Consider the following 13043-nt stretch of genomic DNA (forward strand, 5'->3'; position numbering starts at 1 on the left):
GGCGCAGGTGAAGGCTCCCTTCTCGTGGCCGAAAAGCTCGCTCTCGATGAGCTCCGAGGGAATGGTCGTGCAGTCCAGGGGGATGAAGGGCCCGCCGGCCTTGAGAGAGCTGTAATGGATGGCCCGGGCCACCAGCTCCTTGCCGGTGCCGCTCTCCCCCAGAATGAGTACGTTGGCGTCGGTCTTGCTGACCCGGTGGATCATGTCGAAGACCTCGCGGATTTTGGGCGAGCGGCCCACGATATTCAGAAACTGCGACGACGGGGCGCTTTCGGTCTCTTCTCCCGCGCCGTTTTTCCGGAGGGCCTCGTGCACCACCGAGATGAGGACGTCCAGCTGGATGGGCTTGGTGAGGTATGTGTAGGCGCCCTTCCTCATGGCGTTCACGGCCCGCTCTATGGTTCCGTACCCGGTCATCAGGACGACCGGCACGGCGGGGTTCAGGAGCTTCACCTTGTCGAGAAGCTCCTCGCCGTCCATCCCGGTCATGCGGTAATCCGACAGGACGAGGTCGAACCTGTCCGCCGTGAACTTCGAGATGGCCTCCTCCCCGGTACGCGCCGTGTCCACGTGGAAGGAGCATTTCCTGAGGGCGGCGGCGAGCACCCTCAGGATGTTGGCCTCGTCATCCACTATGAGGACATGCCTTTTCATGAGCTCTTCGGCAAAACCAGGGTGAACACGCTGCCCTTGCCCGCCTCGCTTTCGACCAGCATGTCCCCGCCGTGCTCACGCGCCGTCTTCTTCGATATGGCCAGGCCGAGCCCCGTCCCTCTGGTCTTGGTGGTGAAGAAGGGATTGAAGATGTCCTCCATGTCTTCCGGCCGGATGCCCTTGCCGTTGTCCTTCACCGAAAGGACGACGGTTCCGTTCTGTGTCGCGGTGGAGACGGTCACCTCTCCGCCGCGGCCGTCCACGGCGTCGAAGGAATTCAGCAGCAGGTTCAAAAGAACCTGTTTTACCTGGTTATGGTCGAAGGGAAACTCCGGAAGGGTTGCATCCAGGAAGGTCCGGATGCGTATTCCCTGGCCTTCGTACTCCTGCTTGAGAAGGTTCACCGTATCGTTGACCAGGAGGTTCAGGTCCCCGGGGGCGGGCTCGGTCTTGATGGGCTTGGAGAAGTTCAGGAGGTTGGAGGTGAGCTTGTTGATGCGCATGGTCTCGTCGTTTATGACCCGGACGAACTCCCGTATGAGGCTCCCCCGGAAGTTCTTGCCGATGTACTGCGCGGCCCCGCCGATGGCGTTCAGGGGGTTTTTAATCTCGTGGGCCAGGGTGGCGGCGAGCTGGCCCGTGGCCGCGAGCCTGCTCAGGCGCTCCCGCTCGGCAAAGGAGTTTTTAAGCTTGACCATCATGTCGTTGAAGGCATGGGAGAGCTTTCCTATCTCGTCCCCCCGCTGGGTGTTTATCTGCCGGTTCAGCCCCTCCTCGGCGACGTGCTCCACCGTCTCCTTCAGCTCCAGGATGGGCCGGATGAGCCGGAGGACCATCCCCAGCCCGAACACGAGCGCCGAGGCCAGGGTGACCAGGACGAGAAGAAAGACGATGAGGCGCTTCTCCAGAAGCTGCATCGGGTAGAAGTTCTCGTAGAAGACCACGGTCCCGAAGACCAGCAGGGGGATGGACGCCAGAAGGCTGAAGGCGGCCAGCGCCTTATAGAGGATGCTCTCTTTCAGGTTCAGGAGCTCGGTCCTGTTCATGCTGAAGAACAGTATCACAAAGCCCACCGGCCGCAGCAGATGCCCCTCCACCCAGGCGTCCGAGCGTATCCCCGAGGGAAAGAAGAGGGCGACGGACGAGATGCATATGAAAAGGTGCCCCAGGGCGGAGAAAAGAAAACGCGGGAGCTTCGTGTGGTAGTAGGCCGCCACGTACAGCATGCAGACCACGGCGGAGAGATAGGCGATGACCATCCACACGAAGGGCCTGAACTGCCCGAAGATGGGAAACCTTTCATAGACCTGGGGCATCAGGAGAAGGAGAAGAGGCATGTACAAAAGAGGGACCGACACCCGCCTCCACGGCTTCTCCGAAGAGATGGCCGCTATCAGCGTAAGAAGGCCGAGGCAATATCCGAGGAGGGTCTGATACAGGAGGTTCTGGTTCAGCCCGAGCATGTGTATCTGGGCGTGGACCGCGCTGTTGACCGCCAGAAGCAGGAAGCCCGCTCCCACGAGCATGACCCTGCTTCTCTGTTCCCTTTGCCCGCGGTCCTTCCGGTCGAGCGAGAGCATGACGGAAAACGCCCTCAGCGCGATGCCCGACGAGGCCGCGGCGATAAGAAACTCCTCCCCTATGTGGTAGGTTAACCAGTCCATGACGGCTCCCCTGTGCGCGTCATGCAGCGCCTTTACCCTTCACCTCTTATTATACCCAAACGGGCCTCTCACGTCTTCCCTTCTGTCCCGTTTGGGACAGCCGTCCCGCGGGTATGTTTACAAGTCCTTGTTTTCAGGTTCTTTTCTTTATGGCATCGACTTTGCTACAAGACGTTTCAGAGCGGGTGACTCCCTCTTCAGGGTCCCCTCTCTCCCCGTGGTGGGCCCGGCCGTGCGTGAGGGGAGGTAACGACGTGAAAGCGGCCGGGCCCGCAAAAATTCATCTTTCCGGAGGAGGCGCGATGCCCAGGAAAATAGCCGTCTTGGTCAGGGACAGACAGGCAGAGGCCTTGCGCATGGCCGTGGGTATGACCCTCATGGACGACGCCATTGACATCTATGTCTTGGACAGGGAGGTGGAGCCCACCGAGGAGAACACCCTGAACGTGGAGACCGCGTTGGACATGGACATGGGACTGTATACGAACCGCCCCGGCGGGGGGGACGAGCAGTATCTCAGCAATGAAGAGATAGCCGTGCGTCTCCTGTCCTACGACCACGTCATTCCCTACTGAGGAGCGAAGAAAGGACGGTGCGTTCATGAAGATTCTCTACATTCTCAAGGGGGACCCGGACAAGACGGCGAGCTCCCTCATCGAGTGCCACCGAAACGGCAACGCCGTGACCGTCGTGGACCTTCGCAAGGAAGGGGACTACGGACGGGTGGTCGAGCTCATTTCGGAAAGTGACAAGGTCATTTCTTGGTAAGGAGGAAAGGAGGCCCATGAAGCTCGGCATACTGGTCAACACCGACCGCCACGTGAAAGAGGCCCTGGGCATTGTCCATGCCGCCCGCGAGAGGGGCCATGAAGTGATGGTCTTCTGCATGGACGAGGGGACGCGGCTCCTGAACGAGCCGGCCTTCACCGCCTTGTGCGCTCTGGGAGGCGTCCAGATGAGCTTCTGCGGGCATAACGCCGAGGGGCGGGTGCATGCATCCCTGCCCGGGCATGTGGTCTGCGGAAGCCAGTACGACAACGCCTCCATGCACCACCATGCGGACAAGGTGATTGTCCTGTGAGGGGGCGGCTGTTCCAAAAGGGACACCTCGGGGGCCCGGATTGTCCCTTTTGGGACAGTATCGGGCCGGGAAAGGCGCGCGGCGGGGCTTCGTGCCGTACTTTCACCGTGGCACGGGGATTGCTCGGAGGAGGAAAGGTTTCGGTTTCCCGCCGCCTGAGACAACTTTACGAAAGGGGGAGATAACGAGGTGGATTCAGCGATGAACAAGGCTCAGACCGCTGCGGGTACGATGCAACCGGCGGCGGGAGCCACGCAAGCGGAGGCGGATGCGGCGCAGGCCGCCGCGGAGAGAAAGAAGCTCTGGGCGTTCGCCATCGTCGGGTTTTTCGCCCTGTTGAGCGTCTCCAGCTATATGTACAACGAGTACTACATCTACCTGTCGGCCTACCTGTGGTTCGGGTTCATCTACGGCATGTGTCTGCAGTACGGAAGGTTCTGCTTCGCCAGCGCCTTCCGGGACCTCTTTGCCGTGGGGGTGCCGCGGATGGTAGTGGGCATCATGATTGCAACGGTGCTCTTCGCCTTCGTTTCGGCCTTCGTGACGGCCACGGGTATCAGTACCTTCCACTCCTCGCCGCACAGCATACACTCGGTCATCGGGGGCATCGTTTTCGGCGTGGGAATGGTCTTCGCCGGGGGGTGCGCCTCGGGCTCCCTGTACAAGACGGGCGAGGGCAACGGGGTCGCCGCGCTGGTCGTCCTTTCCATAAGCGTGACCCAGGCGCTTTTCGTCGATGTGGGGGGTTGGTTCAACGCGCTCGTGCCGGCCTCATGGCATGAATCCGCGCTTGCCAAGGGGCTCCCGGCGAGCATAGAGGTGGGCAACGGGTGGTTCGACCAGTACCTGGCCGGGTACGTCTGGAACCAGCCGATAACCACGTTCGCCAAGATGCTCGGATTCGAGAACGAGTCCGTTCTTGGGGCCTACCTGGGCAACATGTTTATAGGGGTGTTTGTGCCCGCGCTGCTTCTGCTCGCGCTGGTCTATCTTGTGTGGGGCAGGAAGAAGCGGGCGGCGACGGCCGCTCCGGGCTTCCGCGGGGAGGCAAGGGGGTTCTGGGGGATGCTGAAATCCTCCAAGAGGACGTCCATAGCCGGCCTTATCGTGGGCGTGGCCTCCGGGCTGCATATGTTCGTCCTGGAGGGGCTGCGCATCAAGTTCGGGGTCAGGAACGCCGGGGAGATTCTGCAGAGGCTCGGCGAGCATTCGGGCATATCGGTGCGGGGCACGGTCTTCGACCCCGGGTACTGGTACGTGACGACACAGGAGTCGCAGTGGAGCGCCTGGGTAATGGAGAAGCTGGGCTGGCACGGCTCGCACAATATTTTCTTCGGCTACATAAACGGCATCCCCCACCCCGTCTTGAACGCCCCGGGGTGGATGTCCATCGCCCTGATAGGCGGTGCCGCTGTCATGGCCCTCATGAGCAACGAGTTCAAGTTCAAGAAGCCGACCAGGGAGCTCGCGGTCTGGGCCATAATCGGCGGGGCGTTGATGGGCATAGGCGCCCGCCTGGCGCTGGGCTGCAACATAGGCGCCTTTTTCGTAAGGGTGGCCAACGGGGACCCCGGCGGGTGGCTCTTCGGCCTGGGCATGATAGGCGGCTCCTACATCGGCGTGAAGGTCTTCAACTGGTGGACGGAGCGCAAGATGGAGAAGGAATTGGCCTCCCTTGAGATGTGAACCTCGGGAGCAAAAAAAGAGGAGGAAAGACGCCATGGCTGTGAAATTCGAAAAAGTATCGGAGGGTTCCTATCATCTCGACTGTCTGGGGTACGTCTGCCCTCACCCCCAGATCTACACGAAGAAGATGCTTGAGAAACTGCAGGTGGGCGACACGCTCGCGGTCCTTTTCGACAACCCCTCTTCGTCCGAGTCCATAAGCGCCATGGTCGAGGCGCAGGGCGACGAGATCATCGAGAAGACCATGGAGGGCGGCAAGTACGTCTACACCATCCGCAAGAGCTGATGGGCCGGCCGGGAAGGAAGGAGGGGTTTCATGGATAAGAAGTTCGCTGCCGTAGTCCTCGTGGTCATCCTCTTTGTCGGATACCTCCTGGGCTACAGCATACCGCCCTTCATCCACTCGGGTGTTTTCAGCGGCCGGGAGGAAAAGGGCGTGAAGGTGAAGATCGACAAGAAGACGGAGGACTACTACAAGAACCTGTACGAGGAATCGGAGTGAGGGAAGCTTATGGATAAGCGCTGGATAGCCCTGGTGGCGGTCGTTCTGGGGGTCGCCTTCGGGGTGGGCTTCAGGTCGTCGTATGTGAGCGGCATACAGCCGGGGTATTTCGAGAAGCAGGAGGCCCCCGCCTACGGCGTCGGCGGCGGGGAGGGATTCGCCGCCGGCATGAGCAAAGACGTCCAGGAGCACTTCAAGAAGCTGTACGAAGACCTGCAATAGGGGTGGCCATGAGAAGGGTCCTGATCGCAGTGGATGACACAAAGGGCGCCGCCCGCGCCGTGGAGGCCTTCGCGGACCTTTTCGCGGACAATCCCCCGACGGCGGTCCTTCTGCTTCACGTTCAGAAGCTGGAGGGCCGCTCCCTGATGGACGAGATGCTCGGCGAGCCGGAGCTCTCCACGCTCAAGGAGCAGCTCAAGGACACCGAGTATCAGGAGGCGTTGAACCGCCGGGCCCAGGCCGTCCTCGGGCACGCCCGGGAACTGCTGGAGCGAAGGGGCATGAAGGGCGTCCGGAGCCTTGTGAGGGAGGGCCACCCGGCGGAGGAAATTCTCAAGGCTGCCGCCGAGGAGCGGGCCGACGTGGTCGTCGTGGGCTCCCGGGGCAGAAGGCTTCATACGCTTCTCATGGGGAGCGTGAGCCGCGAGGTGGCCAACATGTCGGACGTTCCCGTGTTCGTGGCGAAGTAAGGAGGGGCGGATGAAAGAGTCTTTAAAAGGAGGTGCTAAGAAAAGTTTGATGCAGGGGGAACACACGTATCAATACCCAAAGAAGGGGAGGGTGAGTATGAAGGCAAGAAGGTTTGTCGTGTTTGTCGTAGTGGCGGCCCTGGTGTTGGCCATGTCGGGCTTTGCCTATGCGGGCTGGGCCAACCCCGGGCTGTTGCTCGACGCCAAGGACGTGAAGAAGAACATCAACAAGTCCGACTGGGTGGTCCTGGACTGCCGCAACCTCAAGGACTACGCCAAGGGACACATCCCGGGCGCCATCAGCCTGGGCAAGCGGTGCAAGAAGGCGCTCCGTGACAGCACCTCGCGGGTCTTCACGGACGCCTCCAAGTACGAGAAGCTCCTCGGGAAAGTGGGCATCGGAAACAACACCCACGTGGTCATCTACGGGGAGCACAAAGTCACCGACACCATGAAGGACGTGGGCGTGGCCTTCTGGGTGCTGGAGTACCTGGGCGACAACAAGGTGCACGTTCTCAACGGCGGCATCGACAGCTGGATAAACGCCGGATACAGCCTGGACAACACGCCCACCATCAAGCCCGCCACGACCTTCACGGCCAAGGTGGTCAAATCCAGGTACGCCAGTACGGCCGAGATGGTCCGGATAGCCAAGGGGCAGGAAAAAGGCGTACAGGTCATAGACGCGCGCACGGCAAAGGAGTTCAAGGGCCAGGACATGAGGGCCATCCGGGCGGGCCACCTGCCGCACGTCACCCTGAACGTCTCGCACAAGGACACCTTTGACAAGTCCAAGGACCCCGCCACCGGGAAGATGGTGGATAATGGGTTCTTCTCCTACGACCGCGTGGCGAGCTTCTACAAGAACCTGGACCCCAACAAGCGCACCATCTCATACTGTCAGACGGGGACCCGCTCCACCCTGACGTATCTGGAGCTGAGGCTTCTGGGCTTCAAGAACCCGGCCAACTGGGACGACTCCTGGAGAGTGTACGGCAACAACTACAACTACCCCATCGAGGACGAGCAGTGGATCAACTTCGCCCGGATAAGGAAGCTCGAAAAGAAGCTCAAGAAGCTGGACAAAAAGCTCTCGGAGCTGACGGCGGACGAGGAGGAGAAGTAACGCCGCGCCGGACCCACGGCCGTTGACGTCCGAAGGGGCTCGCTCCGGAGCCCCTCTCGGAGGGGGATAGGCCCCGCGGGTTCGCCTTGAACGCAGCCGGCCCGTGAAAGGGCCCTGGCATCGATGCCGATGCCAGGGCCCTCTTTATTGTCGGGATAAAGGACGTCCTCTTCACATCCAGCGTCCTCCGGCGCGCCCCGCAAATGGTATAGTAAAAGCGGCCTTGCACATGGGTTTTGACCTCTTTATAGGGCAATTCTTCGGCCACGTCTGGCCCCACATCGTTGGCGTTCTGACCGTGCTGGTGACTCTTCTGGCTTCCGGCCACGCGGTCCTTCACAAGAGGGAGACCCTCTCGGCGGTGGCCTGGGTGGCCGTCATATGGCTTGTGCCCGTCGTGGGAGCCGCCCTGTACGTCCTGCTGGGGATAAACCGCATCAAGCGCCGTGCGGCGGCTTTGCGCTCCGACCAGACGCATCTGAGCGCCCATCTGGGCAGGGAAGAGTTTTTCGTCTCCAACTTCGGCCGGGCCCTCCCCGGGCACGAGCAGTTCATGGCCCTGTCGAACCTCGTGGAGCAGATCGTGGGCGCCCCCCTGCTCAGGGGCAACAGCGTGGAGCCTCTGGTGGGCGGCGGGCAGGCGTATGCCGCCATGGTCGAGGCCATTGAGGAGGCGCGCCGCTGCGTGGCCCTTTCCACCTATATATTCGACAACGACAGGGCCGGCCGTATGTTCCTCCACGCCCTGACCGGGGCGGTCTCCCGCGGGGTCGACGTGCGGGTGCTGGTGGACGGCGTGGGCGCCCGCTACTCCTGGCCTCCCATGACCCGCGTCCTCCGCGAAGCGGGCGTCAGGGTGGCCCGCTTTCTTCCCCCTTCGATACCCTGGCGCATGCCGGTGATGAACCTCCGCAACCACAGGAAAATCCTGGTGGCCGACGGCTCCGTGGGGTTCACCGGGGGCATGAACATACGGGAGGGGCACGTGGTGGAGGACAACCCCGCCTATCCGATACAGGACCTGCACTTCCGCGTGCAGGGCCCCGTGGTCGCTCACTTTCAGGAGATTTTCGCGGACGACTGGCATTTCTGCACCGGAGAGAGGCTTGAGGGGCCGCTGTGGTATCCGCCCATCGAGGAGGCGGGCCCGGTCATCGCCCGGGCCATCCCCGACGGCCCCGACGAGGACTACGAAAAGCTCCTCTGGACCGTCCAGGGTGCCCTGGCCTGCGCGAGGTCCTCCGTGCGGGTGGTCACGCCGTACTTCCTTCCGGACCACGCCCTCATAACATCGCTGAACCTGGCCTCCATGCGCGGCGTGCACGTGGAAATCATCCTCCCGGAGGTCAACAACCTCCCCATGGTCAAATGGGCCTCCATGGCCCTTTTGCCCCAGGTCCTGGAGCACGGCTGCCGGGTCTGGTTGACGCCGCCTCCCTTTGACCACAGCAAGCTCATGCTCGTCGACAGCGTCTGGATGCTCTTCGGTTCGGGCAATTGGGACGCCAGGAGCTTCAAGCTGAACTTCGAGTTCAACGTCGAGTGCTACGACCCCACCATGGCCCGGAGGCTCAACCAGGTGGTGGACAAGAAGCTCCAGGGCGCCCGGGAACTGACCCTCACGGACCTGACCACGGGGCGCCCCTTGCCCCTGAAGCTCCGCGACGGGGTGGCAAGGCTCCTTTCCCCTTACCTCTGAGGCCGGCTCCCCGGTTCGGGGCGGCCGCGGCGGACTTTTTACGGAGCAATGAAGGGACGGGGCCTTTCTTCAGGGCGCCCGGCGTACTATAATCGTGTACGGTTTCTACCGACCGAAAGTCACGGCAAGGAGGAGACATGCAGGTACTGGTTCTTTACTATTCCAAGGGAGGGAACACCCGCAAGCTGGCAGAAGAGGTGGCCAGGGGCGTGGAGTCCACGGGGGCCAAGGCGGTGATGAGGAACACCGGGGAGGTCACCAAGGACGATTTCCTCAACGCGGCGGGCATCATAGCGGGCTCTCCGGTTTATTTCGGCGTCATGGCCTGGGAACTCAAGAAGATATTCGACGAGTTCGTGGGGACGCGGAGAAAGATGGAAGGCAAGGTGGGAGCCGCCTTCGCCACCGGGGGACATCCCACCGGAGGGAAGGAGACCACGATATTCTCCATCCTTCAGTGCATGCTCATCTATGGAATGGCCGTGGTGGGCGACCCCATGAGTGCATCGGGCCACTACGGGGTCGGGTGCGTGGGCGCTCCGGACGAGCAGGCGGCCGAGCACGGGAGGCTCCTGGGCGCCCGGGTGGCCGAGCTCTGTAAGAAACTCGGGTAGAGGGGTGCCCGTTGTGCGGCTGACCATCGCCGCTTAAGGCGTTCCCTGGGCTTCGTGCGGGGACGCCGACCGGAGGGCTTTCACCGCCCTTCCTGCTCCGGTGCTATAATCAAGGGATGGAGGATTTTCTCAGGTCTCTGTTCGAGCGCCTGCAGGTCCGGTCCCATTCCCAGGCAGTCAGGCTCGTCAAGACCGTGGTGGGGTTTACCCTTCTTCTGGCCGGCATCGCCATGACCGTCCTGCCCGGCCCCGCCGTGGTCGTCATCCCCCTGGCCCTGGGCATCCTTGCCAGCGAGTTCCTCTGGGCGCGGCGCCTCCTCCAGCGTTTCCACCGGGAGTTCAACAACTTGCGAAACCATCAGAATAACAAGCGGAAGAAAGGCGAAAGGGCCGAAAGGAAGGATTGAAGCCGTGCCCCCCGCTGTGCCACTGGCACAGCGGGGGCACGGTTCTGTGCCGCCGCCTGCGCCTCGGCCCGGAGCGCCCAGCCTGAAAAGGGCCCATGAAAGAGGCTTTTCGTCGTTTTCTTCCTTATGGCACGCATCTTGACTGCTCCGGCGCGAGGAGGGCCGGGTGATTGCCTCCAAGACCCTGGAGTCAGGCTGCGTGGGAGAGCTTTGCGTCACGGGTGCTCTTCCGCTGGAGGACATGGATGAGCTTGCGATAGCCCTGATGCGCATGCTCTTCAGCTACGAGCACGTGGTGCTCAACCTCGAGGGCCTGACATCCCTGGACTCCCCGTGCCTGCGCGTCCTGTGCTCCGTGCACAGGATGTCCGAAAACCTGAACAAGTCCATGACCTTGCGCGGCAAGAGCCTCGAGGTCCTCGAGGCTCTTGTGCAGAAAGGCGGTTACTGCGCGCGCCCCTGCGCCTTGAGGTCTCTGGGCACGCGCTGTTTCTTCCGGGGGCGGGAGCCCCGGCGGCGGGACCTCGGAGGCGGGTCCGCTACCGGTCGTGCTTCTGAATCATCTTGAGAAGCTCCTCCGCACTCACGGCCCCGCTGGCGAGAGTGCCGTCCTCGAAGACCATGGCGGGAGTGCCGTCGATTCCCATGCTCCGGGCAAGCCGGACGGTCTGGTCGACGACGTCCGTCTGGCATGTGGGGTCCGGGAGGGTCTTTCTCGCGTACGCATCCTCCAGCATCGCAAGCGCCTTGTCGTTGGAGCCCGCGCAGACGATGGCCTTTGCCATTTTGTAGGCCTGCGGATGTATCTGTGCCAGGGGGAGCATCTTCAGGTAAAAGACGACATCGTCCCTTTCCGCTATCACCTTCTTCATCTCCTGATGAAGTTTTGCGCAGTAGGGTCACTGCGGGTCGTCAAAGACGACGACCCGATGCTTGGCCTGGGCGTTGCCCAGTGTGATGGCGTCCTTCAGGGGGATGGCCGAAAAGTCCACCTTGGTGATCTCGTTGTACCTTTGCTTGGTGAGGTTTTCCCGGGTGGCAATCTCGACGACGGAGCCCAGGATGATGTGCTTTCCCGCCTGGTCGAGGTAAACGATGCCCTTCTTGCCCTTGCTCATCAGGACCACTTCCCAGAGGCCTTTCACCTCGGCAGGCTTGACGCTGAGCACCTGGACATCCGAAACCAGGGGACGGATGATATCTTCGGCCTCCTTGGTGCTCAGGGACTTCTCGGAGGCGGCGATTCCCATTGCCCCGGCCACAAGCAACGCGGCCAGGACCAGAAGAAGCGCCGGTTTCCAGCTGTTGCGGTTTCCCATTATGGCTCCTTGAGAGTAAATTTTCGCTTTTCCGTTCAGGCGTTCTATTATAAACCCTGCGGTCCCTTTTTTCCTATGCCCGTTCCCCGGTCCGGACGTTCGGGTCGCATCGGGAGGATGCGGGACCCCGCGTGGAAGCCAGCAGCCGGAGGTCCGTGAAGACGGGGCCTTCGTCGCAGCAGGGAAACAGCATCTGCACGAACTTCCTGAGATAGGCGGACCTGCGGTGCTCCTCCTGGGCCTTGTCGTCGCGGAATGCCATGAGATGGACGAAGGTGACGCCGTCCTCCTCTTGATAGGCCTCGTACAACAGGGTGCCCGCCTCCTTCCTGCCGACGCTTTGCACGAAATCAGCCACGGCCCGTCTGGTTTCGTCCACCTTCCCCCGCTTTACCCTGTATCTGGCCATGATGTGCGTCACGACCGCGCCTCCTCCATGGAACGGGCTTGAATCCATTGTCGGGCATTTCGGAGGAGATGTCAAAAGCCTTCGGGAGGAGGAGGGGCCAGGCGTTTCACGTCCGGAGGGAGACGCCGGGGCCGGCCCCGGCCGTCGGCGCAGGCCAGGGTCACGGTGGCCTCCGCACACAGGGTATCGTCCCTCCGGACGAGATGTCTGAGGGTCATTGTGGCCCTGCCCAGCTCGGCGACCTCGGTGCTCACTTGAAGGACCTCGCCCAGCCGGACGGGCCTTCTGTAGCGGATGTCCACACGGGTTACCACATAGGAGAGGCCTTCGCCGTGGGCGCCCAGGACGTCCACCCCCCGCTCTTCGAAAAAATCCATCCGGGCCCTCTCCATGTACCGGAGATAGTTGGCATAGTAGACCACGCCGCCGGCGTCCGTGTCCTCGTAGTAAATCTTGACTCTGATGGAGTGGGCCGGCTCTCTGGTCTCTCTATTTCCGCTCATGGGGGGCTTCGGCGCCGCGGCTGGCCGAGAAGCGGGAAAGAGGCCGGCTGTGGATGCCCGAGGAGTTCAGTCTTCCTCCGACCAATCCCAGGCGTAAGCGCTCCTGGCCTTGACCGCTTTGCGTTTCTCCGAGTCGCCGAAGGTCCCGGCGAATGCCCTTATCTTTTCCCTGTGGCGCTCCATCTCAGACACGGTGGCTTTCGCGCTCTCCGAGGCCAGGTACTTTCCGATGAGGAAGCGGAAAACGTCGTTCACTTCGGAGGACTCTATTTTCGCCGCCAGGAAGTAGGCCTCGTCCAGGCTCTCCACGTGCTCCGCGGCTGCCCCTTTCAGAAGCGAGAGCACCCGCCGGGCTTTCTCGAGCATCTCGGGGTCCGCGGGGGTGTCCAGCTCGTCCCGGGGCAGCAGGCTCATCATCTGCGAGAGGTCCCGGGAGTGCTGTATCTCATCGGCCATCATGCCTTTCCAGAAGCGGGCGGCCTCGGCAACATGAGAGAAGGCGTAGGAGAGCTTCAGATAAAACGCGTACGCCTCCGTCTCGGCGTGCACCGCGGTCTGGAAAAGGTCGAATATGGTCCCTTTGGTTTCCATGGCGGCGTTTCGGGTCCTGCGGAATGATTGTGCTCCATCCGCCAGGGACTCTATTATACCCCACCGGGTGCCGGAGGTGCGAGGGACGTTCCGCTT

20 protein-coding genes are annotated in these 13043 nt (G+C 62.0%); 13 read left to right on the forward strand and 7 right to left on the reverse strand.

Translation table 11 applies throughout. The annotated features are described in order from the left end of the window. On the reverse strand, positions 1-654 hold a 654-nt coding region (locus tag P8Y39_01555), incomplete at its 3' end, for a sigma 54-interacting transcriptional regulator (GenBank protein ID MEJ2191022.1). Beyond that, on the reverse strand, positions 651-2318 hold the full coding sequence (locus tag P8Y39_01560) for an ATP-binding protein (protein MEJ2191023.1): 1668 nt from the start codon (positions 2316-2318) through the stop codon (positions 651-653). The genes P8Y39_01560 and P8Y39_01555, both read right to left, overlap by 4 nt. A gap of 302 nt (positions 2319-2620) precedes the next feature. Here P8Y39_01560 and P8Y39_01565 point away from each other — a divergent pair, with 302 nt between their 5' ends. The 13 genes from P8Y39_01565 (at position 2621) to P8Y39_01625 (ending at position 10693) form a co-directional block, all read left to right on the forward strand. Then, the gene (locus P8Y39_01565; protein ID MEJ2191024.1) at positions 2621-2893 is read left to right on the forward strand and encodes a hypothetical protein; all 273 of its coding nucleotides are present in this window, start codon (positions 2621-2623) and stop codon (positions 2891-2893) included. Between the two features lie 25 nt (positions 2894-2918). Then, entirely contained in the window at positions 2919-3086 is a 168-nt protein-coding gene (locus tag P8Y39_01570) for a hypothetical protein (GenBank protein ID MEJ2191025.1), read from the forward strand. 16 nt (positions 3087-3102) lie between these two features. Next, positions 3103-3399, forward strand: coding sequence for a DsrE family protein (locus P8Y39_01575; protein ID MEJ2191026.1), 297 nt, complete (start codon positions 3103-3105; stop codon positions 3397-3399). Between the two features lie 201 nt (positions 3400-3600). Continuing rightward, positions 3601-5085, forward strand: a complete 1485-nt coding sequence (locus P8Y39_01580; GenBank protein MEJ2191027.1) for a YeeE/YedE family protein — start codon at positions 3601-3603, stop codon at positions 5083-5085. 34 nt (positions 5086-5119) lie between these two features. Next, entirely contained in the window at positions 5120-5371 is a 252-nt protein-coding gene (locus P8Y39_01585; protein MEJ2191028.1) for a sulfurtransferase TusA family protein, read from the forward strand. 30 nt (positions 5372-5401) lie between these two features. Further along, positions 5402-5587, forward strand: a complete 186-nt coding sequence (locus tag P8Y39_01590) for a hypothetical protein (GenBank protein ID MEJ2191029.1) — start codon at positions 5402-5404, stop codon at positions 5585-5587. Positions 5588-5596: 9 nt separating this feature from the next. Beyond that, positions 5597-5809 (forward strand): hypothetical protein, encoded by a 213-nt coding sequence (locus P8Y39_01595; GenBank protein MEJ2191030.1) that lies wholly within the window; start codon positions 5597-5599, stop codon positions 5807-5809. Positions 5810-5817: 8 nt separating this feature from the next. Next, positions 5818-6279: a universal stress protein gene (locus P8Y39_01600; protein ID MEJ2191031.1), complete on the forward strand. Its 462-nt coding sequence runs from the start codon at positions 5818-5820 to the stop codon at positions 6277-6279. 97 nt (positions 6280-6376) lie between these two features. Continuing rightward, the gene (locus tag P8Y39_01605) at positions 6377-7405 is read left to right on the forward strand and encodes a rhodanese-like domain-containing protein (protein ID MEJ2191032.1); all 1029 of its coding nucleotides are present in this window, start codon (positions 6377-6379) and stop codon (positions 7403-7405) included. A gap of 229 nt (positions 7406-7634) precedes the next feature. Then, complete coding sequence (gene cls / locus P8Y39_01610) at positions 7635-9104, forward strand: cardiolipin synthase (protein MEJ2191033.1); 1470 nt, start codon at positions 7635-7637, stop codon at positions 9102-9104. Positions 9105-9241: 137 nt separating this feature from the next. Beyond that, the gene (locus P8Y39_01615; GenBank protein ID MEJ2191034.1) at positions 9242-9718 is read left to right on the forward strand and encodes a flavodoxin family protein; all 477 of its coding nucleotides are present in this window, start codon (positions 9242-9244) and stop codon (positions 9716-9718) included. A gap of 116 nt (positions 9719-9834) precedes the next feature. After that, positions 9835-10125 carry a PGPGW domain-containing protein gene (locus tag P8Y39_01620; GenBank protein ID MEJ2191035.1) on the forward strand — a complete coding sequence of 97 codons (291 nt, stop codon included), beginning with the start codon at positions 9835-9837 and terminating at the stop codon, positions 10123-10125. 166 nt (positions 10126-10291) lie between these two features. Next, positions 10292-10693, forward strand: a complete 402-nt coding sequence (locus tag P8Y39_01625) for an STAS domain-containing protein (protein MEJ2191036.1) — start codon at positions 10292-10294, stop codon at positions 10691-10693. Here the strand turns inward: P8Y39_01625 and P8Y39_01630 are convergent. The 5 genes from P8Y39_01630 to P8Y39_01650 form a co-directional block, all read right to left on the reverse strand. Further along, entirely contained in the window at positions 10665-10988 is a 324-nt protein-coding gene (locus tag P8Y39_01630; protein ID MEJ2191037.1) for a thioredoxin fold domain-containing protein, read from the reverse strand. The genes P8Y39_01625 and P8Y39_01630 overlap by 29 nt on opposite strands. A gap of 36 nt (positions 10989-11024) precedes the next feature. Beyond that, a complete protein-coding gene (locus P8Y39_01635; GenBank protein MEJ2191038.1) occupies positions 11025-11444 on the reverse strand; it encodes a disulfide isomerase DsbC N-terminal domain-containing protein in 420 nt (139 codons plus the stop codon). A gap of 73 nt (positions 11445-11517) precedes the next feature. Continuing rightward, positions 11518-11865, reverse strand: a complete 348-nt coding sequence (locus tag P8Y39_01640) for an antibiotic biosynthesis monooxygenase (protein MEJ2191039.1) — start codon at positions 11863-11865, stop codon at positions 11518-11520. Positions 11866-11924: 59 nt separating this feature from the next. Next, positions 11925-12356 carry a YbgC/FadM family acyl-CoA thioesterase gene (locus tag P8Y39_01645; GenBank protein ID MEJ2191040.1) on the reverse strand — a complete coding sequence of 144 codons (432 nt, stop codon included), beginning with the start codon at positions 12354-12356 and terminating at the stop codon, positions 11925-11927. 66 nt (positions 12357-12422) lie between these two features. Further along, on the reverse strand, positions 12423-12947 hold the full coding sequence (locus tag P8Y39_01650) for a hypothetical protein (GenBank protein ID MEJ2191041.1): 525 nt from the start codon (positions 12945-12947) through the stop codon (positions 12423-12425). Positions 12948-13043: the final 96 nt, after the last annotated feature.

The organism is Nitrospirota bacterium (assembly GCA_037386965.1).
GTDB lineage: Bacteria > Nitrospirota > Thermodesulfovibrionia > Thermodesulfovibrionales > JdFR-86 > JARRLN01.